The organism is Microbulbifer sp. TB1203, assembly GCF_030997045.1.
In the GTDB taxonomy this organism is placed as follows: domain Bacteria; phylum Pseudomonadota; class Gammaproteobacteria; order Pseudomonadales; family Cellvibrionaceae; genus Microbulbifer.
The window spans coordinates 5,267,394-5,288,582 of record NZ_CP116899.1 but is presented as its reverse complement, the minus strand read 5'-3'; the positions used below and the strand labels follow the sequence as shown (position 1 = coordinate 5,288,582).

General features: G+C 56.6%; 14 protein-coding genes. 3 read left to right on the top strand and 11 right to left on the bottom strand.

Features of this window, described 5'->3' with window-relative positions; all coding sequences use genetic code 11:
* Positions 1 to 18: 18 nt before the first annotated feature.
* Together PP263_RS22325 and PP263_RS22320 are read right to left on the bottom strand one after the other, a co-directional pair.
* Positions 19 to 1,308, bottom strand: coding sequence for a glutamate-5-semialdehyde dehydrogenase (locus PP263_RS22325; protein ID WP_308366279.1), 1,290 nt, complete (start codon positions 1,306 to 1,308; stop codon positions 19 to 21).
* Between the two features lie 288 nt (positions 1,309 to 1,596).
* Entirely contained in the window at positions 1,597 to 2,175 is a 579-nt protein-coding gene (locus PP263_RS22320) for an LON peptidase substrate-binding domain-containing protein (protein ID WP_308366278.1), read from the bottom strand.
* Between the two features lie 311 nt (positions 2,176 to 2,486).
* On the opposite strand from PP263_RS22320, the gene PP263_RS22315 reads away from it, so the two are divergent.
* Positions 2,487 to 3,377 carry a neutral zinc metallopeptidase gene (locus PP263_RS22315; protein ID WP_308366277.1) on the top strand — a complete coding sequence of 297 codons (891 nt, stop codon included), beginning with the start codon at positions 2,487 to 2,489 and terminating at the stop codon, positions 3,375 to 3,377.
* Between the two features lie 75 nt (positions 3,378 to 3,452).
* Complete coding sequence (locus PP263_RS22310) at positions 3,453 to 3,734, top strand: peptidylprolyl isomerase (protein WP_183459440.1); 282 nt, start codon at positions 3,453 to 3,455, stop codon at positions 3,732 to 3,734.
* Positions 3,735 to 3,790: 56 nt separating this feature from the next.
* Here the strand turns inward: PP263_RS22310 and PP263_RS22305 are convergent, their stop codons facing one another.
* From PP263_RS22305 to mpl, 4 genes are all read right to left on the bottom strand, one after another.
* On the bottom strand, positions 3,791 to 6,364 hold the full coding sequence (locus PP263_RS22305; protein WP_308366276.1) for an MMPL family transporter: 2,574 nt from the start codon (positions 6,362 to 6,364) through the stop codon (positions 3,791 to 3,793).
* A 189-nt stretch (positions 6,365 to 6,553) separates the two neighbouring features.
* Positions 6,554 to 6,838 carry a SelT/SelW/SelH family protein gene (locus tag PP263_RS22300; protein WP_308366275.1) on the bottom strand — a complete coding sequence of 95 codons (285 nt, stop codon included), beginning with the start codon at positions 6,836 to 6,838 and terminating at the stop codon, positions 6,554 to 6,556.
* On the bottom strand, positions 6,823 to 7,440 hold the full coding sequence (locus PP263_RS22295) for a flavin prenyltransferase UbiX (protein WP_308366274.1): 618 nt from the start codon (positions 7,438 to 7,440) through the stop codon (positions 6,823 to 6,825). Before PP263_RS22295 ends, PP263_RS22300 begins: the two co-directional genes overlap by 16 nt.
* Before the next feature lie 27 nt (positions 7,441 to 7,467).
* Positions 7,468 to 8,856 carry a UDP-N-acetylmuramate:L-alanyl-gamma-D-glutamyl-meso-diaminopimelate ligase gene (gene mpl / locus PP263_RS22290; RefSeq protein WP_308366273.1) on the bottom strand — a complete coding sequence of 463 codons (1,389 nt, stop codon included), beginning with the start codon at positions 8,854 to 8,856 and terminating at the stop codon, positions 7,468 to 7,470.
* Between the two features lie 302 nt (positions 8,857 to 9,158).
* On the opposite strand from mpl, the gene PP263_RS22285 reads away from it, so the two are divergent.
* Positions 9,159 to 10,421, top strand: coding sequence for a 6-phosphofructokinase (locus PP263_RS22285; protein WP_308366272.1), 1,263 nt, complete (start codon positions 9,159 to 9,161; stop codon positions 10,419 to 10,421).
* Positions 10,422 to 10,463: 42 nt separating this feature from the next.
* Here the strand turns inward: PP263_RS22285 and PP263_RS22280 are convergent, their stop codons facing one another.
* The 5 genes from PP263_RS22280 to PP263_RS22265 form a co-directional block, all read right to left on the bottom strand.
* Complete coding sequence (locus tag PP263_RS22280) at positions 10,464 to 12,191, bottom strand: hypothetical protein (protein ID WP_308366271.1); 1,728 nt, start codon at positions 12,189 to 12,191, stop codon at positions 10,464 to 10,466.
* 143 nt (positions 12,192 to 12,334) lie between these two features.
* Complete coding sequence (locus PP263_RS22275; RefSeq protein ID WP_308366270.1) at positions 12,335 to 14,137, bottom strand: glycoside hydrolase family 2 TIM barrel-domain containing protein; 1,803 nt, start codon at positions 14,135 to 14,137, stop codon at positions 12,335 to 12,337.
* A gap of 38 nt (positions 14,138 to 14,175) precedes the next feature.
* A complete protein-coding gene (locus tag PP263_RS22775; protein WP_374693682.1) occupies positions 14,176 to 14,328 on the bottom strand; it encodes a hypothetical protein in 153 nt (50 codons plus the stop codon).
* A 74-nt stretch (positions 14,329 to 14,402) separates the two neighbouring features.
* Positions 14,403 to 17,381 carry a TonB-dependent receptor gene (locus tag PP263_RS22270; RefSeq protein ID WP_308366269.1) on the bottom strand — a complete coding sequence of 993 codons (2,979 nt, stop codon included), beginning with the start codon at positions 17,379 to 17,381 and terminating at the stop codon, positions 14,403 to 14,405.
* 771 nt (positions 17,382 to 18,152) lie between these two features.
* On the bottom strand, positions 18,153 to 21,113 hold the full coding sequence (locus tag PP263_RS22265; RefSeq protein ID WP_308366268.1) for a GDSL-type esterase/lipase family protein: 2,961 nt from the start codon (positions 21,111 to 21,113) through the stop codon (positions 18,153 to 18,155).
* Positions 21,114 to 21,189: the final 76 nt, after the last annotated feature.

The following is a 21,189-nucleotide window of genomic DNA, read 5'->3' as shown; positions in this document are numbered from 1 at the left end:
CCACATCTCCGGACCAGCTCATTGGCGAATATGCCCATCCCCCAGCACTATCCACTTCTGCGAGGTCAACCCCTCCAGCCCCACCGGGCCGCGGGCGTGGATCTTGTCGGTGCTGATGCCGATCTCCGCCCCCAGGCCGTACTCGAAGCCGTCCGCAAAGCGGGTGGAGGCGTTGACCATTACCGAGCTGGAGTCCACCTCGGCGAGGAAGCGCCGCGCGCGGCTGTAATCCTCGGTGACGATGGCTTCGGTGTGGCCGGAGCCGTAGCGGGCGATATGGTCCATGGCGGCATCCATATCCCCGACGATGCGGATGGACAGCACCGGCGCCAGGTATTCCTCGCTCCAATCCGCCTCGGCGGCGGGGTTACAGTCCTCGAGGATCTTGCGCGTCCGCTCGCAGCCGCGCAGCTCCACGCCCTTCTCGCGATAGGCCTGCGCCAGCTTCGGCAGTATATCCTCGGCGACGCCCTCCGCCACCAGCAGGCTCTCCATGGCGTTGCACACGCCGTAGCGGTGGGTCTTGGCATTCAGCGCGATATCGAAAGCTTTTTGCAGGTCCGCGCGGTCGTCGATATATACGTGGCAGACGCCGTGCAGGTGCTTGATCACCGGCACCCGCGCATCGCGGCTGACCCGCTCGATCAGGCTGGGGCCACCGCGGGGCACTATCACGTCCACGTATTCCGGCATGCTGATCAGCGCCCCTACGGCGGCGCGGTCAGTGGTGTCCACCACCTGTACCGCGGTCTCCGGCAGCCCTGCCTCTTTCAGCCCGGCGGCGATGCAGGCGGCGATGGCGCCGTTGGAGTGCAATGCCTCACTGCCGCCGCGCAAAATGGTGGCGTTGCCGGATTTCAGGCATAAGCTGGCGGCGTCGATAGTCACGTTGGGGCGGGATTCGTAGATGATGCCCACCACCCCCAGGGGCACGCGCATCTTGCCCACCTGGATACCGCTGGGGCGGTATTTGAGATCGTCGACCTCGCCCACCGGGTCCGGCAGTTCGGCAATCTGGTGAAGGCCGTCGATCATCCCGTCGATCCGCTCGCCGGTGAGTTCGAGCCGGTCCAGCAGCGCCGCGTCCAGGCCATTGTCGCGCCCCGCCTTCATGTCCCGGTCGTTGGCCTCGGCGATCTGATCGCGGCGGACGTCCAGTTGTTCGGCAATGGCATGAAGTGCGCGGTTCTTGGTGGCGGTATCCGCCTGCGCCATCCGTCTCGATGCCTCGCGGGCGGCGCGGCCCATCTCTTCCAGTCTGGCTTGAGTGGATTGCTGTTCACTGGTATTCGCGGCGCTACTGTTCACTCCAACTCTCTCCGTGCTTTTTAACCTATCGGTTAAATAGGTCGTCCTTACCTATTTAACCGGTCGTCCGTGAAATACTGGCGCACAAAATCGCCTGGAGCGATTTTGGTCAGCTTTAGCTGACCCGCAGGGCGAAGCCCATGGATGGGCTTCGCAGTTGCGGGGATCTGCTGGTATTTCCCGGACTCGCGCTGGCCTTCGGCCAGCGGCGGCACATCCTTGTGCCGCGCTGTGGGTCGGCCGCGCAGTATACCCCACCGGGCCGCGGATTCACCGGGCCACAGGGGCTTATTCGCGACTCCAGCGATCCAGGCTGGCGGCGATAGTGGCCAAGCGCTCCAGGGGATCCGAGGTGGCCAGCAGTTCCACGCGCACCCGATCCTCCAGCGGCAGCAGTTGCGCCAGTTGCCAGGACAGCGCGTCGGCACTGTCCACCGGGGCGAACTGCAGGGAAAGCATGGCCGCGTGTTGCTTCAACTCCCGCAATACTTCGAGCAGGCCGTCGCAGTTCGCGGGCACCGGCCTGTCCGGCTCGTCCGGCAGCCATTCCACTTCGTCGCCGATCAACAGGCCATCCTCCGCGCGGTGGGTTTCCAGTATCCGGAAGCGCCGCCCCCCGCGCACCTGGATATGCAGCAACCCCTCTTCCCCCTGGCTCCAGTCGACGATCTGCACAGTGAGCCCCACCGGCCAAACCGAAGCGCGCCCCACTTCCCGCCCCTTGCGAATCAGCGCCACGCCAAAGCCACTGTCCGTCTTCAGTGTCTCCGTCACCAAGCGCAGATAGCGCTGTTCGAAAATGCGCAGGGGCAGAGTGACACCGGGAAACAGCGCCATACCGAGAGGAAAAAGGGGAATCTGTGGCAAAAGTGGTACTCCCGATCCAGTCGTCCAAACTCCAAGTTATCATTCGCGCGGGGCGCGACTTCTTAGAGCCTGTTTGGAGTCTTGCACTGAGCGTGCCGGGCCGGGTGCGGGACCTCCTTCCGGGACCTTCTGCGGCCATGGATGACCGCGGAGAGCGTACAGGGATGTATTCACAGCGTGTTCCGGAAGGAGGCCCCGCATCCGGCCCCTGCACTAGGTCTCAGTTATCGAGACTTCAAACAGGCTCTTATAGAAAAGAATTGTATGCCAACTGGTCTAAACTTTTCGGAGAATCCCTTTTGGAGTCCCCTATGCGCTGGCGCCAGGGCCGCAGAAGCGAGAATATCGAAGACCGCCGCGGCCAGTCCCCGCGCTCGGGCAACGGATTGGGAAATCTTTTCGCCCTGGCCCCCCTGCTGCTGCGCAGTAAAAAGGGCTGGCTGATCCTCGGCGTTATCGTCGCCATTTATTATTTCAGCGACGGCTTGGACCACTTGCCCGGCGGCGGCCAGCCCCCACCCCTGAGTACCGAACAGCCCGGCCAGCCGGGCACCCCCGGCAACGAGATCGCCGATTTCGTTTCCGTGGTACTGGCGGACACCGAGGACACCTGGGACCAGCTGTTCCAGACCGCCGGCATCCAGTACCAGCCGCCCAAATTGGTGCTCTACCACGACACCGTGCGCTCCGCCTGTGGTCTCAATACCGCCGCGGTGGGCCCTTTCTACTGCCCCGACGACAGAAAGGTCTACCTGGACCTGAATTTTCTCAACGACCTGAAACAGCTGGGCGCGCCGGGGGATTTCGCCTTCGGCTACGTCATTGCCCACGAAGTGGGCCACCATGTGCAGAACCTGTTGGGTACAACCCAAAAGGTACAACAGGCCCGCACGCAGTCGGACAAGGCCACTGCGAATCGGCTGTCGGTAATGCTGGAATTGCAGGCGGACTGCTTCGCCGGCGTCTGGGCCTACTACGCCAACCGCGACCGTCAGATGCTGGAACCGGGCGACCTGGAGGAGGGCCTGGCCGCCGCCTCGGCGGTGGGCGACGACCGCCTGCAGAAACGCACCGGGCGCGCGGTATCCCCCGACGCCTTCACCCACGGCAGCGCCAAACAGCGGGTCTACTGGTTCAAACAGGGCTTCAACAGCGGCGACGTAACCAAGTGCAATACCTTTGCCGCTCTGGCGGGCCAGTGACAGCCGCGCTAAGCTGCTCTCCGTAAACGACAATTCCCGGCCGGTACCATCGGCCCATTTTATTGGAGAAAACCCATGCCAAAGGCCACAGCCCGCCACATCCTGGTGGAAAACGAAGAAGAGTGCCTCAAGCTGAAAAAACAGATCGAAGAGGGCGCCGACTTCGGCATCATCGCCCAGGAACACTCCAAATGCCCCTCCGGCCGCTCCGGCGGAGAGCTGGGGGAATTCAGCCAGGGGCAGATGGTGCCGGAATTCGACAAGGTGGTATTTTCCGGCGACTTGAACAAGGTGCTGGGGCCGGTGAAGACCCAGTTTGGCTATCACCTGATCGAGGTTACCGACCGCAGCGAATAAAAAAGCCGACAGTAGCTCCTACAAAAAGGGCTGCCTCATAAGGCAGCCCTTTCCGGTCATGCGTTGCAGGCAACGCTGTCCTCTGACTTCTCCTTTTTATCTTCTGAAACCCCCAGCGGCTTGAACAGCAGCAACAGCAGTGGCAACAGAGTCAGCGATCCCAGCAGTGCCGCGGACATGGCCAGTGCAGTGAGCAGGCCGAAGTAGATGGACGGCACGAACTTGGACAGGGCCAGGATGGAGAAGCCGGCGATAATGGTGATCGCGGTGTAGAACATGGCGCGGCCTATGGTGGCATGGCTGCGGTGCATGGTGGCCAGGTAATCGCCGTCCTTTTCGAACTCGGCGCGGAAGCGGTAGAGGTAGTGGATCGCGTGATCCACACCGATGCCCACAGTGATCGCGGCGATGGTGATGGTCATCATGTCCAGCGGAACCCCGGCCAGGCCCATGCCGCCGAGCACCACGCAAGCGGCGAGCATGTTCGGCACCAAAGCGATAATTGCCAGGGACAGGGAGCGGAACAGCACCAGGAACATCAGCAGGATGCCCACGAACACCGCGCCCAAGGTGAGTATCTGCGACTTGAACAGGCTCTGCAGCATATTGTTGTAGAGCACCAGCAGGCCGGTCTGGTGTATATATTCCGGCGTTATGCCCATTTCGTTTTCCGCGTAGTCGTAGATCCGCTGGATCAGTTCCTCGCGACGCAGGTTGGGATCGGTTTCCATGGCGCGCAGGGTGACGCGCGCCTGGTGGTGTTCGACGGACAGATAGGGGTCCACCAACACATCGTTGATCTCTTCCGGCAGGCTGGTGCGCGCCACTGCCAGTTCGAAATCGTTGAGAGGGCCGTCGTTTAAATCCCGCGCCACCTTGTACAGGGTGGCCAGGGACTGCACCTTGCCGATTTCCGGCTGCTGCTCCAGGAAATCGTGCAGTTGCTCGATTTTCGCCAGCCCGGCGACGGTGAACCAGTAGCTGCTTTCCACTGTTTCCCCTTCCCCGCCGAACGGATCCTCGGCGGCAAACGGGTCTTCCTCGGCAAAGCCGTCGTCCGCGGTATCCATGGCGAAGGGATCCTCCTCGCCCTCGAATGCCGGAACCTCTTCCTCCGGTTTATCCAGAATGATATCCAGGGTCACGGTACCCCCCAGACGCTGATCGATCACCTGCATGCCCTGGTAAATTTCCGTGGATTTGTCGAAGTAGTCGATAAAGCGGTTTTCCACCTTCAACATGGAGATACCCACGACGCTGATCACCGCCGCCAGCAGCGAGACACCGAGCACAATGCCGCGGCGCCGCTCGGCGAAGCGGGAAAAAATCAGGGTGAAAACTCCGGAGTTGTCTTCGCCGACGCCGTCGGTACGCTTGCGCAGCAACATCAGTGCCGCGGGAATAATTGCGAACGACAGCACCAGCGCCAGGGTCACGCCGATGGTCATCATCCAGCCAAAGTCGATCACCGGGCGGATGCCGCTCACCACCAACGACATGAAGGCCACCATGGTGGTCAGCGCGGTGTACAGACAGGGCTTGGCCATAAACTGGACCGTCTCCATCACCAGCCGCCGGCGATCCCAGTCGGGGTTCTGCGCGGCAAACTCGCGGTAGCGCACCGCCAGGTGAATGGTGATGGCCAGGGTGATGATCAGCAGCAGGGCGACGAAGTTGGCAGAGATGACCGTGAGGCGCCAGTCCAACCAACTGAGCAGGCCCAGCATCGTCACCGCGGTGACCACGCAGGTAGTCAGGGGCAACAGAACCCAGCGCGCCTGCCGGAAAATAACCAGCAGGGTGACGATAATAAACAGCAGGATACCGCTGCCGAAGACCACCAGGTCGCTCTTGATAAAGGAGACCATATCGGCGGTGATCATCGATACACCGCCGAGGAACAGCTCGGCGTTGCCCTTGTAACCTGTGAGGATTTCGCGAACCTCTTCCACCCGCTCGCGGGAGCGCTGCTCCCCCTGGGTGCGATGCTGCAGGTAAGTGGCACTGACCTCTTCCAGGCGCGCGGCCTCTTCCCCGCTCAACCCTTCATCACTATTGCGTTTGCGGCGCAGGGCGTCGCGCTCGCGCACCAGTTCCAGGCCGCGGCGGTCCAGTTCCAGGTTGAGCAGCAGCGCGGTGGTCTGGCCGTCCGGGCTCAGGATCAGTTCGCGGTAGATGGGACTGGAGAGAAATTCCTGGCGCGCCAGCTTTCTGTCCGTACCTGGGGTGGACAGGGTGCGGATGCCGTCGGCGATATCGGCGATCGCCGGTTTGGGGCTGTACAGCAGCGGAACATCGAGAATGGTCTGTACACTGGTTATGCCTTCCACTTGCGCCAGTTCATCGCGCAGGCGTCGCAGGGTGGCCAGGGAGTCGTCGTCGAACAGGTCGCCGTTTTTGTAGCGATAGGTGACCACCAGAAAGTCGCCGGAGGAATAGCGCTCGGCGATCTCGCGGAAGTAATCCAGGGAGTCGTCGGTTTCCAGGGTAAGGGAATCGGCGGAGGCGTCCAGCTTGAAGCGCGGCAACCCCGCGGCCGCGACCAAAGTGAGCAGCGCGACGATCACCAACACGGTTTTCGGGTGCTCAATTACCAGTTTTTCGTAGCAGGTCTTTAAAGCTGACAACATAGGATTTCGCTTACTATTTTTAAAAATACCGGGGCGAATTCTGTGTTCGCTCCGGCGTCGATCGGGCGAATACAGGGCTCGCCCCTATCGGTTTGATTCAACTGCTTATTGGGTCGTCATACCGGCGAAAGCCGGTATCCAGTTTGGTGGACCTGGATTCCGGCTTTCGCCGGTATGACGAAATCGCGATCAGCGGTCGATATGACCCAGGTCGCGCTCCGGAAACAATAGGTCGCGCACGCGTTTTTTCAGTTCCTTGGGGCCGGGAAAGCCGCCGTCCCGCACACGCTCCCAGATCAACTGGTCGTCGACGAAAATTTCAAACACTCCGCCGCTGCCCGGTTTGAGCGCCACCTGCTCCAGGTCGTCGGCAAAGGTGTAGAGCAGCTCCTGGGCCATCCAGCTGGCGCGCAGCATCCAGTTGCATTGCACGCAGTAGTGAATGATTACTGTAGCTTTCACACTTCCCCCCATTTGGGCAGTAGTTTCTGTTCAATGCCCAGCTGGTCCAGCAGCCGCGCCACCACGAAGTCCACCAGGTCTTCCACCGACTGCGGTTTTTGATAGAAGCCGGGGCTGGCCGGCAGTATCACCGCGCCCATGCGCGTGAGCTTGAGCATATTTTCCAGGTGGATTTCCGAGTAAGGCGCCTCCCTCGGCACCAGGATCAGCTGCCGGCGTTCTTTCAACGCCACATCCGCCGCGCGTTCGACCAGGTTGTTGGAGGCCCCGCAAGCGATCGCCGACAGGGTGCCGCCGCTGGCTGGGCAGATCACCATAGACGCAGCACTGCCGGAACCGGAGGCCACCGGGGAAAACCAGTCCCGCTTGCCGAACACCTGCAACTGGCCCTCGCGGGCATCGAAGCGGCGGTGGAAGAATTTCTCCAGTTCCTCGTCCCCCTGCGGCAATCGGCAGTCGGTCTCGGTGTCGATCACCACTTTGGCCGCATCGGAGAGCAACAGCCAGACCCGGCAGTCGGCAGCCAGCAGGCATTGCAGCAGACGCAGGCCGTACTGGGCGCCGGAGGCGCCGGTTATGGCCAGGGTGACTGTTTTGGCAAAGGGGGATGTCACCGATGGGCTTCCTAATTCATACAAGGGTTAGGCGTTCCGGCCGTATTTCTGCTCCAGCGCTCCAAGCAAGCGCTGGTGGATGCCGCCAAAGCCGCCGTTGCTCATCACCACGATATGGCTGCCGGGGGCGGCCAGGTTAACCGCGGATTCTACCCCAGCCTCGATATTGCCGAAAATCTTCGCCGGCACGGTGGAATGGTGAACCACTTCACCCAGGGACCAATCCATCCCCTCCGGCTCGTACCAGAGCACCAGGTCGGCGCCGGCGCAGGCGTGGGCCAACTGTTGGCGGTGACACCCCATGCGCATGGTATTGGAACGCGGCTCGATCAGGGCGATGATCTTTTCGTCCCCCACCTTCGCGCGCAAGCCGTTGAGGGTGGATTCGATAGCGGTGGGATGGTGAGCGAAATCGTCGTAGACGCGGATTTCCCCAACCTCTCCCAGGCACTCCATGCGGCGCTTGACCCCCTCGAATAACCCCAGGGCCTGCGCAGCCAGGCTGGGAGGGACGCCCACGTGGCGCGCGGCGGCCATGGCGGAGAGTCCGTTGCGTACATTGTGCAGCCCGGTCTGCTGCCACTCCACCCGCGCCACCTCGGCGCCGCGGAAGTTCACCGCAAAACTGCCACCATCCGGGGCAATATCCACCGCGCACCAGTCGGCCAGGTGGACGCCCTCCCCACCCTCGGCAGTAACACGCTGCAATTCGCTCCAGCAGCCCTGTTCCAACACCTCCTCCACCGACCTGTCGGCGGCGGCCACAATCAGGCCGTTGCCCGGCACGGTGCGCACCAGGTGGTGGAACTGGTGCTGGATGTCCGCCAGGTCGCGAAAGATGTCCGCGTGGTCGAATTCCAGGTTGTTGATGATCAGGGTGCGCGGACGGTAATGCACGAACTTGGAGCGCTTGTCGAAAAAAGCGGTGTCGTACTCGTCCGCCTCCACCACGAAGAAGGGAGTATCCCCCAGGCGCGCGGATACGCCGAAGTTGTTCGGCACGCCGCCGATCAGGAAACCGGGATGCATATCCGCATGCTCCAGTATCCAGGCCAGCATGCTCGCGGTAGTCGTCTTGCCGTGGGTGCCGGAAACCGCCAGTACCCAGCGGCCCCCAAGAAAGTGATCACAAAGCCACTGCGCGCCGGAGGTATAAGACAGGCCCCGCTCCAGCACCGCCTCCACCGCCGGATTACCGCGGGACAGTGCGTTGCCGATGATCACCAGATCCGGCGCCGGCTCCAGTTGAGCCGGATCGTAGCCCTCGGTGAGCTGGATTCCGGCATTCTGCAACTGGGTGCTCATGGGCGGGTAGACATTGGCGTCGCTGCCGGTGACCCGGTGCCCCTCGGCCACCGCCAACTGGGCCAGGCTGCCCATAAAAGTGCCGCAGATGCCTAGAATATGGATGTGCATGCCGGTTATGCCTACTCCTACTGATTGCGGCGCAAGCTTACCATGGCGCTTGAACGCAGTAATTGCCAAATCCCGCGTTTTCGGTGCAATTGCAACGTCATTCCATTAGACTGCGCGCCGAATTTGCCAGCCTAAAGCGATTCGGTGACAACGGCTCACAGCCACAGATTCCAGGGTAAGGCGAAAATGCGCAGGATTAGCAGGGCTAATTCAAGTTTTTTTCAACGCCGCACCGGGGCCTGTGACGAAAAGATCTGTTATCGAACTTATCGCTTGGAGCACCAGCCCGCCATAGGATAGATATGTCGAAGAAGAACGCTTTTTATGCCCAATCCGGCGGCGTCACCGCCGTGATCAATGCCTCCGCCTGCGGTGTGATCGAGGCCGCGCGCGAACACCACGACCGGATCGGCAACGTGTACGCGGGGCTGAACGGCATTGTGGGCGCACTGCGCGAAGAGCTGATCGACGTGAGCCAGGAGAGTCCGGACAACATCACCGCCCTGCGCCACACTCCCTCCGGCGCCTTCGGCTCCTGCCGCTACAAACTGAAGAGCCTGGAGGAAAACCGGGCGGAATACGAACGCCTGATCGAGGTGTTCAAGGCTCACGATATCGGCTATTTTTTGTACAACGGTGGTGGTGACTCCGCGGACACTTGCCTCAAGGTCTCCCAGCTGTCGGAGAAGATGGGCTACCCCATCCAGGCCATCCATATTCCCAAAACTGTGGATAACGACCTGCCGCTGACCGACAACTGCCCCGGTTTCGGCTCGGTGGCCAAGTACATAGCGGTCTCCACCAGGGAGGCATCGCTGGACGTGGCCTCCATGTGCGCCACGTCCACCAAGGTCTTCGTCTTCGAAGTAATGGGCCGCCACGCCGGCTGGATCGCCGCCGCCAGCGCCCTGGCCCAGGATCAGCAGGGCGATGCCCCCCATATCATCCTGTTCCCGGAAGTGGCCTTCGACAAAGAGAAGTTCCTCGCCAAGGTACAACAGACCGTGGAGGAGAAAGGCCACTGCGTCGTCGTCGCCTCCGAGGGCACCCAGTACGCCGACGGCACCTTCCTTGCCGACTCCGGCACCACCGACGCCTTCGGCCACAAGCAGCTTGGCGGCGTGGCGCCGACCCTGGTCAATATGATCAAGCAGGAACTGGGCTTCAAATACCACTGGGCGCTGGCGGACTACCTGCAGCGTTCCGCGCGCCATATCGCCTCCGCCACCGACGTGGCCCAGGCCTATGCCGTGGGCCGCGCCGCAGTGGAAATGGCCGTGGCCGGGAAGAGCGGCGTGATGCCCATCATCGTGCGGGATTCCGGTCCGGAGTACAGCTGGTCCGTGGGCGAGGCCCCGCTGATCGAAGTGGCCAATAGGGAAAAGATGATGCCTCGGGACTATATCAGCGAGGACGGCTTCGGCGTCACCCAGGCCGCGCTCGACTACCTGCTGCCACTGATCCAGGGCGAGGACTACCCGCCGTATAAGAATGGCGTGCCGCAGTATGCGCGCTTGAAGAAGGTGTTGGTGGAAAAGAAGCTGAAGGAAAATTTCGGCATGTAACCAGCCGGCCGATGTGAGTCGGCCACGTCCCCGATCCAGAGATCAAGTATGCGCGCCTTGCCGGTCAGCAGCCTCGCTGGCCGGCTCATCCTGCTCGGCCGCTGAATCAAGTTTTTCCCTCTCCCTCGCCCAGACCGTTGCCGCCATAAAATAGATGACGGAAGGCAGGATCAGCCAATCCCGGAAAACCTCCAGTGAGCTGCCGACAAAGACCTGCAACGCCATGACCGCACAAATCCCCAACGACAGCAACGCGATGCCGCGCGCCAGCTGCAACTTCAGATGTGCAGCTCCCTTACTGCCCGGCTCGGGTCCCCGCGCCTCCAGTTGCTGAAGATAGCGCAGCTCCCGCTCACGCCGATCTGTTTCAGCCTGTTCGAAGCGCGCAGCCTGCCCGGCATAGTCGCGACGCGCCCCCATCAGCGCAGCCAATGCCAGATACAAAACCGTGGCCACCAGCCAGGTAGGCAATAACAGGAAAAACAGGTGAAGGCCCAGGCGCTCCAATATCCAGGCCGCCAACAGCGCACCACCCCACGCGATGACTGCGGGCCTGTTGAGGGGCAGCTGACTGTACCTGACCCAATAGCGGGTCAGCCCCAGCTTCGGAAACATCCAGTGCTCGGCCACGATCACGGCGCCCACAGGTGCCAGAACCAGTCCCATAACGCCAACAAAATCCATCAACTTGCTGAACACAAACGGGAAACAGGCGACCAGGGTGGTTACAGCACCTGTAATGGCGGTCACCAAGGTGCGATTCCAGCGCGGGTTGAGGGATTGAAAAGCCAGTCCGGCCCGGTAAATGGTGGGGTTGGACGTGGTCCAGCCGGCAATGATCACGGCCACGATGCCAGCCGCACCCAGTGCCCGGTAAGCCACCTCCCCGGCATCGATCCGGGTGATCGGGGTCTGCAGCAGCAGGGCCGCGCCCGCCCCCATAATGCCGGCGAAAACCCAGGCCAGGTAGTGACCAATGAACATACCCAGGACCGAAAAGTAGCCGTAACCGGACTTGCGTGCGAAACGCAACAGGGTCATATCAGACAGGCCGCCGTGCATGGCGAGATTGCAGATCCAGGCGAAGGCGGCCACATGCCAAACGGTGAGCCCACTGCCGCCAACGCGCCAGATATGCGCATCGGCGACACGGAAAAAACCCTCGAACACGCCCGCCTCGGCCGCACCCGGCGTGCTGCTATACAACACTGGCAGCAGGGCCAGGGCCCCTGCCGCAAACATCAGTATCATCCAGGGCGCGCAGACTTCGGCAAAGCGGGCCACCTGCCGGAAACCCTTAATGGCAACGAACGTCACCACGGCACCCACCGCCAGTGCAATCAACACGAACCCGGGACTCGATGGGTACCAGTGAACCTGCGGCGGGATATCGAACAGTATCCGCACCGCCGAGGCGGAAACCGTAATCATGGCGCCAGCGAGCACGCAAAATAGCGCACCGTTGACCACGCTATAGAGCTTGAGAATGCCCGGCCCGCCAATCCGGCTCAGGTAAGCGTACAGGGTAAGGCGGGTCTGGGTGGCGATGGGCGCACAGATCAGCCCCCAGGTGAGCACCGCCAATAAATTCCCCCATAGCAGTCCCCACAGAACATCGGCGGCGCTTACGCCCCAGGCGACAAACATGGCGCCAATGACAAACTCGGTTCCCGCCACATGCTCACCGGCATAGCTTGCGGCAAACCGCCGCGCGGGCGCCAGTTGCTCCGGCCTTACCGGCACCGTCTCGAACTCATCTACGCCTGACATTCGACATCCTCATTTCTATAAATATCGTTATTATTCGGCGAGATTGGCGATCGGTGGAGGTATGAATGACGCTAAGGGCCTGGGTGGCCCTGTTAGCGGGGCATCACGGTTATTGCTTAACTTAGCGCCATACGGTGGAGATATCAGTTCCCTGCTTGAAAAAGACTCTCCGAGTCTGAAGCGGCCTGTTTGGCCTTCTCTTCATACCAATCTTTCATAACATACCAGGCTTTCTTTTTTACACCATTTTCGGAAAGCAGGCCTTTACGATTCCAGTAGTCCTGGATGTTAGCCAACGGCCGTCGGGGAGACAGGAAGTCCTTCAGAATCCATGGCGACACGCCGCGAAGATCCTTCATGTTATCCAGCATCTCCAGATTGTAGCGGTAGACAAGTGCCTGATTTTCTTCGGTAAAAACCTGATGTTCGTCACCGTGGAATCCCTGCAGGGCACCCGCACCAAATTCGCTCACGATAATGGGCTTGTTGTAATCGGATACCCAGCGGTAATTGGCGCATTCCTCCGGGGTATCTTCATACCATCCGCAATAGGTATTGATGCCAATCACATCCACCTTTTCTGCGAAGGGATCATCAATACGACGACCGTATTCGGTGGTACTCTGGGTATTGATTGCAGCGGTCACCAGGCGGGTCGGGTCCAAGCTGTGCACCTTATCCACCAGTTTTCCCAGGAATTCAGTGCGGACTTCGTCTTTCGGGGTTTCGTTGGCAATGGACCACAGAATAATAGCGGCGCGGTTCTTGTCCCGAGTCAGCATTTCCGTGTACTGGGTTTCCGCCTTCTTATAAACCTCTTCACTACCAAACTGGATATCCCAGTAAACCGGAATTTCCGCCCATACTAATAGCCCCATTTCATCGGCGATACGCAGCATGGCTTCATTGTGCGGATAGTGGGCTAGACGCACGTAGTTACAGCCGAGCTCCTTGGCCCAGCTCAGCAGGGTTCGCGCATCTTCTTCACTCCAGGCTCGGCCGGCGCCTTTGGGACTCTCCTCGTGGATGGAAATACCACGCAGGAATACAGGCTCACCATTCAAGAGGATTTCTTTACCGTCAATATCAACGGTACGAAAGCCAATGCGATCGACAACCTTCCTACCTTTGAATGCAATCTCGATTCCATAGAGTTTGGGGTCTTCCGGCGTCCACAGTTTCGGATCAGCCGGGATGATTACTTCTGTCTTACCATCTTTATCCAATGCAACGGTGGCGTTGATACCCAGCTCGGGAATCCGAAATTGTACTTTGGATTTTTTGCTATAGTCACCAGTCGCCTTGAAGTACGCCTTGATAGCAGGCTCTGAGCCCGGAGCATAAACTACGGAGTAGTCAGAAATATAACCACTCTCCAGTTCGAGCAGCTTGACGGAACGTGTGATACCGCCATAGTTCCACCAGTCAGTACTCATGGTCGGAATATAATCCAGCTCCCTGCGATTGTTAACTTTTACTACCAGGGAGTTTTCGCCGTCTTTCAAGTTGTCATTGACATTAAATTGGAATGGGGTAAACCCACCTTCGTGCTCACCAAGGAGCTCGCCGTTGAGATATACTTTAGCAATATAGTTAACCGCCCCAAAGTAAAGTACGTAATTCTTGTTCTTACGCTTATCTACAGTAAATTTCCGGTGATACCAGACAGATCCTTCATATCTGAACAGCTCTTTATTCTGAGTGTTCCAGTCTCCCGGAACCTGCAGCTTCAAACTGCTGGAAAAATTATATTCAACCAACTGTGAAGGACTGCTCGGGATAGTGTTTGTGAAGAACTTTCTTTTATCCCCCACATCAAACGCATCGACAATCACGTCCCACTCGCCATTCAGGCTCTGGTAATCCCGGGATTCCGTATTCTGAATCAGCTCTACCGCGAACGCGGAAGGCAACCAGACGATGAATAGAATAAGCCAGCACTTCATGTTCTCTCTCTATTTACTAAGTAAGGCGGAAGGAAAAATTACCCATCTCCCGGGACGGTGAGAGACAGAGATGCCGATTGCGAGCGTGCAGGGATATATATGCCGAAATGGGCATCCCTTTCTTCCAATTCATGCCATATATCGTCGTGCCGATTCTTGTATTCCACTTCGCAGCCTGCTTTTAGCTGCATTACAAATGCAATTGGAGTCGATAAAGCCGGCCGGTGATACTTCGGCCGGCAAGATCCCTGCCGGTATCGGGTCGTTACATCTTATAGGAAAATCCTAGCGCGAACTCTCGGCCAGAATACTGCAGGTCGGACAGGCGGTGCTCGCCGGCCGTTGCCACCTTAGCCTCCTTCAGCAGATTTCTTCCGTCGATAAAGAACTTAAGGTTGGTATTCGGCAGGGCATAAGACATTTTGGCATCCAGGTAGCCCGCATCCTCAACGAATACCGGGTTGCCAGATCGGTCAGAGGGGGCGGCCAGATACTCATCGCGATAGTTATAGGCCAGGCGGAAACTCACCGCCTCCCCTTCCCAAAACGTCGTCACGTTATAGCTGTCTTCGGACTGGGATGGGAAAGGCAGCTCCTCACCGGTCAACTGGTTGAACAGGCCAACGTCTTCAGCGGTCATATGCGTGTAGTTGATACTTCCGCCCAGACCGCTGAAGGGGTATGGCAACATGGAGAAAACCGTCGACGCCTGCAGCTCGACACCCTTGGTGGTTACGCCGCTGCCATTGATCTTCTGCCTGACATCCCAGAGACGGCCATCGTTGAAGAAGTCGACGTTTTCGCGTGTTTCTCGATCGAGGATCCAACTGGTAATCTCCTTGGTAAAGTAGGCGGCAGAGACGATCGAGTCATCGTTCGGATACCAGTTCAGGGCAATATCCATCTGTTTGGCGCGATACGGGTTAAGTGCCGGATTGCCGCCTGAACAGACATTTGGTTCCTGATCGACTTGCGAGCGGCGGGTGGTGTAAATCGTACAGGTTGCATTAACGTTCAAGTCACCTGTTCTCGGCCTCGCCATAACCTTGGCCATACCAAAATACAACACCAATTCACCGGGAACGAGCTCCAGATTCATATTGATGCTCGGCAGGAAGTCGCTGTACTCCCTGCTGACGGTTTTTCTGCCGACAAAGGCATCCGGATGGTCCGGATCTTCAACTCCCGGAAGATCTTGGCCGGTAACCGGATCGACGAGTATGTTGCCATCTTCGTCCACTTGATCGACAATGATCCGCTCCCGGACATCACCATTAGTGTCGGTCTTTGTAACAACATAGCGCGCACCGATATTGCCCCAGAATGGCATGCCGCCGAATTCCGTCTCAAAATCCGATTGCAGATATACAGCCTGGGTATCCACGCTGATATCGTAATTACCGGTGCGCACATCCAGGTCTTCACGAGTGGTATTGTCTGCGCTGACTTCCCGAATGGCCGCAATAAAGTCGTCGGTATCAACCGCCTGGTAGCTTCCGATAGTGTTCACGCCCAGGTCATAACCGGAAAACAGCCTAGGAGATCTATAGGTATTTCCGCTGATAAGGGCGATCTGATCGTCCATTGTCCATTCAACACCGTTATAAGTACTACCAACATCGCGAATGATGTTGTGTTGATAGTCGGCATTTTCTGTCGAATTGGAAGTCGCCTGAATACCGCTGCGAAGCCTTTTTACAAAGGCTGTATCGAAGTTGTACGTAACATCCAATTTAACGTTGGACTCAGATACTTCATCCATATGGGGCGCATACTTGAAGCGAGACCTGGAGCGGTAGCTGGCCGGGCTGTTGACATCGAAGACGTCCGAGGTGTTCGTGGGATCTTCCGCATTGTAAAAATAGCCGGTATTGAAATCCCATTCCGGCGCACCTCGATTGTCGAGCGCAACTTGAACACCGGCGATACCATCGGCGGTAATGTGGGTATCGCGGGAATCTATCTCCTGCTCAGAGGTAGAATAGGCGGCCAGGCCACTGATATCCCAGGCTCCGCGACTGAATTCAAAGCCGGTATCGAAGATACTGGTCTCCTGATCCCAGGCAAAATTGAGCGTTCGGTTGGTCACAGAGGCAAGCTGGGACTCAAAGTAAGTCACATTGTGATTTTCGTCCACTCGCACGGAATCCGCATTTACCCGTGCGGCAGAGTGGGTTTCCAAATGCAGGTTGAGATCCGTCGCCTCCTTGTCACGCTTGTTGTAGGTGTAGCCGGCGTGGACGGAGAGTTCATCACTGATATTGTACTGAAAGGTGGTATTTGCACTGAGGCGCTTTTCATCGCGCGACCATATTCCATATCTCGGCAACCTGGGGGAATAATCCCACCACTGCATTTCACATTCCGCCTGCCCGCCGCAGTTTTCTATGTCAGTGATTGATGCGTAGTTCTCATCGACAACAGTCTTTTCAGGGGAGTTATCATAATCGGCTACGCGGTGCCATTCGGTGTTGCGCAGCGCGTGGATCATAGTGGTCTTTTCAGAGCTGGTTACATTGACCAGTGCAGCAAAATCCTCACTGAATTTCATTACGCCGGTCAAATTGACCCTGGGGTCCGAAGCATCGCTTAAGTCGTTGTACTGCTGTTCACCGGATACAGACAGAAAGTTGCTTTCAAATTCATTGGGTTTGCGCGTGTTGATTTTAATAGTACCGCCAATACCCCCTTCCGTATGGCGCGCCTCGGATCCCTTGATCACATCGAGAGATTTGACCAGCTCGGAAGCCATATCACGGAAGTCGACCGCGCGGCTACCTCCCATACCCATCACCGATACGCCATTGACTTCCACCCGCGACAAGTCCGGATCTACACCCCGGATGCTGACCTGTGCGCCCTCACCGAAATCCCGGGCCAACTGTATGCCAGCTATTCTCTGCAGTGCCTCGCCGACGTTTTTATCGGGAAATTCACCGATATCTTCCGCAACCAGCGAGTCGCTCATAGTGCCGGCAGATTTCTTTCGCGCAATGGCGCTGCGCTGACTGAAGCGATGGCCTGACACCACGACTTCTTCCATTGCGGCTTCTTCCACTGCCGCGCTGTCGGCCTGTCTCTCGAGTTCCTCCTCGGGCTCCTCCTGGGCGAACGCCACGGGAGCCGCCAGAAGGCTCAAAGAGATTCCGGTAAGAGCCAGGATGCGTATGCGTTTGGATAAAGGTGTGAAAATGAAAGGAAGCTTTTCTGTGGAGGCTCCTACCCCAGTGCGATTAATTGTCATCTCACCAACCCCGATTATCTTATTTATATTACGGAGAGAAAATACTAGGAGCATACCCACCCATTGTCAATCATATCCAGTCATTTTATTAATCAGATCAGTCACAATATGATCGAATCTGAGCACTCCAGCTCTCTATTCTTACAAGCAATAAACAGCATTGCTTTTATAACCATTTCGTATCAGTTAGGACTAAAACATAGGTCAGCGCAGCCTCGTCCAGCTCGATGAAGCCAGATAGCCTTACACTGCTGGTCTCGTTCAGCATCACCTGCATATCTGTTTCATACGCTAGACGGCGTTGCAGGAGATCTCCAAGTGGCGGGCTTGGGTGATGAGGTAGGTGGCCTGAAACCACACAGTGAGGGGTATCCTTTCCTTCCGACCCGGTAGTAAGTGCATTCCAATCCCCCGAGTTCTGCTTCCAGGCGGAGGCGGGAATGTCGAAGGAAAAGATCGTATTGTTGCAGCGCTAGCTGCCGGTCGTCAGTTAGCGGGTCCTGGGCTGGTTCGATGGCGGCTGGAATAATTCAGGGCCCCAGTCGTTGGGTAATATGGGGCCGGTCGCCGGCAAAGGCGCAGGTCAGCCCTATGCGCAAGGTGTGTGATCGCTGCTCAGATTGAAGTAAACGACATGGTCGTCTGTCCTTCCACAATTCATGCTGAAAATGCCCCCACAAAATATACAGAAATTCATTCCACTGTCTACCTTATGGGGAACACTAAGCTTAACAGGTGATTAGTTCAGCTGGTGGCAGCCGAATTTGCTTTTTATTCTACAAATCCTTTCATGCCCTGTCTCTTCATATCTTGTACCACAATATCCGCGAGCAGCATGGCGCCTTTACGGTTAAAGTGCAGCCAATCCCCCGTCTTGTAATAGGTGGCGGTCTCTACCGGCCCTACCTCAGTAAAGTAGGCTGAACTAAGAACGTTAAGGTCGACAAGGTCCACGCCCTGCTCATTTGCCAATGCAATCGTTGCGTGCCTATAGTGATCTTCTTCAGCGTAGTGCACCAAATCGACTCCCTCCGTCTTCCAACTGATGGAGCGCCCCTGTGGTGCCACTAAAACAATTTGGGCTCCCTTCGCCTTAACCGCCTCAATGACAGCTCTCATATAGATCACAAACTCTTCTTCCGAATACCTCTTTGTATCGTTGATACCCATTTCGAACAGGAAATAGTCGCCGGGTTTAATGTACTCCAAGATAGCATCCAGCTGACCGTCTTCCAGGAAGCCCTTTGCCACCTGGCCGGCGGTTGCCATATTTCTAACAATAAAGGTATCCGGATCCACGAATTGCGGCATGACTTGGCCCCATCCGACTAATTCATCACTGTCTTTCGGATAATAGTTCGCAACGGTCGAGTCTCCGCCGATCCAGATCGTTGCAGGCATAGCAGGTTTATTCGAAATTTTTGTTATTTTGAGAGCGGATAACGTTAATTCCGCTTCGTTCGGAGCTGTATTAATGTTGATATTCAGCTGTCCGTCATTCACTGGAATGAGGAAGGAATCGGATACCCCGTTGCCAGTCATATTCATGATTTGATAGACACCTTCGGCTGAAACACAGGACCGAACTGTATCTCCTAGCGTAACTGCGACATGGTAGAGTCCATTTTTCAAATCGACATTGAACGTATTTCGGCCGCTATCGGTGGAAGATTTCAAAAACTCAACAGCATCACTCGCTGCACCGGTGCCGGACGCTGCTACATCTTTCATAAATTCAGGCGATTGGAACCCATAACCTACAAACGGAGAATATGGGTCGGATGCGCTAACACCACTATAACCCGATTCTACAGAGCCATTACCGAAATCAAATTTGTAAATGGCCGGGGTATACGCCTTTGTGGAATTGTTGTACGTATAAATATCCGGTCTCGGTGGAGTATCCATTCCTACACCCAGATAAAAGCTCGGATGCGGCGGTTGATTATAGGACACATTCTGCCATGCAATGCCCAGCCGGTATACCGGATCGTGCATTAAGGTGTGTATACGATGCTCGGTTACGTCTGTTGACGTGAAAATTCGTAATGCGGAATTATCTGCTGTCCTCCAAACAATCTCCTCTCTCCAGTCGCCCAATAGATCCGCTTGTAAATTTGGAGTCCCTTTTGTCGTATTGTTTGAGGAGGTCCCTATGGCTGTGAGCAAATTGACTGTAGATTCATTTTTGTAATCCCATTTATCGATTGTTCCGAAACCGTTTGTGATCAGGTTATGATTTGCAAGTTCGCGGAGTAAATCAGCGTCCCACCAGATACCAAAATTTATGGATGAAGGTATCGTGCTGCTGATTTTCGTTCCTTTGTTGGTCCATAATCCGACTCCTGTGCTGGACCAAACCTCTTCTCCCCTATACCTCGGATCGATATCGGCTGACATGCCTCTACCTGTATCTTTTCCAGTATAGACACCCCAGATAATTTCCCCCGTTCTCGCATCACGAAATTCAGCGCCATATGGAGAGTCGGCATGCTCATGAACATCGAATACTTCCAGTCCAGGTCTGTCAGGATCCAAATCACCTAAATGCATGGCATCCCCATGCCCTAAACCCGTCGTATACAGCCCTGCTCCATCATCATCGATGGCCATGGCTCCGAAAGTAATTTCATCTTTCCCATCGCCATCAACATCCGCAATACTGATGTTATGGTTTCCCTGACCTCCGTAACCCTCGTTGCCGGGGTCTTCACTATTAAAGGTCCATAATTTGGTTAATTGACCATCTCTATAATTATATGCCGACAGCATCGTTTTGGCATAATAACCTCGGGTCATAATCAAGCTTGGTCTCTCCCCGTCCAAGTATGCGATCGCCGCAAGAAAGCGATCGACCCGGTTTCCGTAGCAATCTCCCCAGTCGCATACGTTACCTCTCGGCGGTGAAAATTCAGTTGTCACAAGCGCTTTTCCCGTTTCTCCTTCAAAGACGGTTAGAAATTCAGATCCTTGCAGAATCATTCCCTCGGAATCACGATAATCCGCATCGGGGTCCCCAATAACCTTTCCCGCTCCATCGACTGTGCCGTCTGCCGTTCTAAAGGCAATCTCCGATTTCCCATCGCCGTCCAAATCATAGACCATGAATTGGGTATAGTGAGCTCCAGCTCGGATGTTTTTACCAAGACTGATCCTCCACATCTGCGTGCCGTCCAACTCGTAAGCATCAATAAATACTTCACCTGTACTGCCTGTGGGCGAAGGTGCATTATCATGCGAATTGGATGGATCCCATTTCAAAACAATTTCGTATTCCCCATCTCCATCCAGATCTCCGATACTTGCATCGTTGGCATTGTAGATATAAGGCTCCAAGGTGGAGTTGGCTCCGGCGGGGGGTTGATTCAGAGGAACATCAAGATAGTTTGCTTCCCAAACGCCAACCGCCTTGGATTGAATTTGCTCCTTACCCAAAAAAACGGCACGAACATGATACCTTGATTGGATCGTACCATTCGGATCAAGGTAGTTGGTACTTGATGTGATGGGTAATGAATTCACCTTTGTCCCATCGCGATAAAGATCGAATGTGATATCCTCCGGCTCGGTTCCCAGCAAGCGCCAGCTGACAAAGACACCAGTATCGACCTTTACGGCCACCAGCCCTCTGTCAAGATATTCCATCTGCCGAAAACCTGATGAGGCGTATGCTTGTTCATGGATAATTACACTTAAGCTAAAGAACAGACAAAATATCAATAATAAATTCATCGAAATTCGTATGGTTCGCATGGGTTAAACCCTCGGCTTTTATCAACATAGCTATTGCGTCAACCTAGGGAACCTC

Bases quoted from the DNA above. Each gene is read 5' to 3' on its own strand.
- PP263_RS22270 (WP_308366269.1), bottom strand. From the start codon at position 17,381: ATGACAATTAATCGCACTGGGGTAGGAGCCTCCACAGAAAAGCTTCCT.
- PP263_RS22280 (WP_308366271.1), bottom strand. From the start codon at position 12,191: ATGTCAGGCGTAGATGAGTTCGAGACGGTGCCGGTAAGGCCGGAGCAA.
- PP263_RS22305 (WP_308366276.1), bottom strand. From the start codon at position 6,364: ATGTTGTCAGCTTTAAAGACCTGCTACGAAAAACTGGTAATTGAGCAC.
- PP263_RS22285 (WP_308366272.1), top strand. From the start codon at position 9,159: ATGTCGAAGAAGAACGCTTTTTATGCCCAATCCGGCGGCGTCACCGCC.
- PP263_RS22265 (WP_308366268.1), bottom strand. From the start codon at position 21,113: ATGAATTTATTATTGATATTTTGTCTGTTCTTTAGCTTAAGTGTAATT.
- PP263_RS22775 (WP_374693682.1), bottom strand. From the start codon at position 14,328: ATGCAGCTAAAAGCAGGCTGCGAAGTGGAATACAAGAATCGGCACGAC.
- PP263_RS22315 (WP_308366277.1), top strand. From the start codon at position 2,487: ATGCGCTGGCGCCAGGGCCGCAGAAGCGAGAATATCGAAGACCGCCGC.
- PP263_RS22300 (WP_308366275.1), bottom strand. From the start codon at position 6,838: ATGGGGGGAAGTGTGAAAGCTACAGTAATCATTCACTACTGCGTGCAA.
- PP263_RS22310 (WP_183459440.1), top strand. From the start codon at position 3,453: ATGCCAAAGGCCACAGCCCGCCACATCCTGGTGGAAAACGAAGAAGAG.
- PP263_RS22275 (WP_308366270.1), bottom strand. From the start codon at position 14,137: ATGAAGTGCTGGCTTATTCTATTCATCGTCTGGTTGCCTTCCGCGTTC.
- mpl (WP_308366273.1), bottom strand. From the start codon at position 8,856: ATGCACATCCATATTCTAGGCATCTGCGGCACTTTTATGGGCAGCCTG.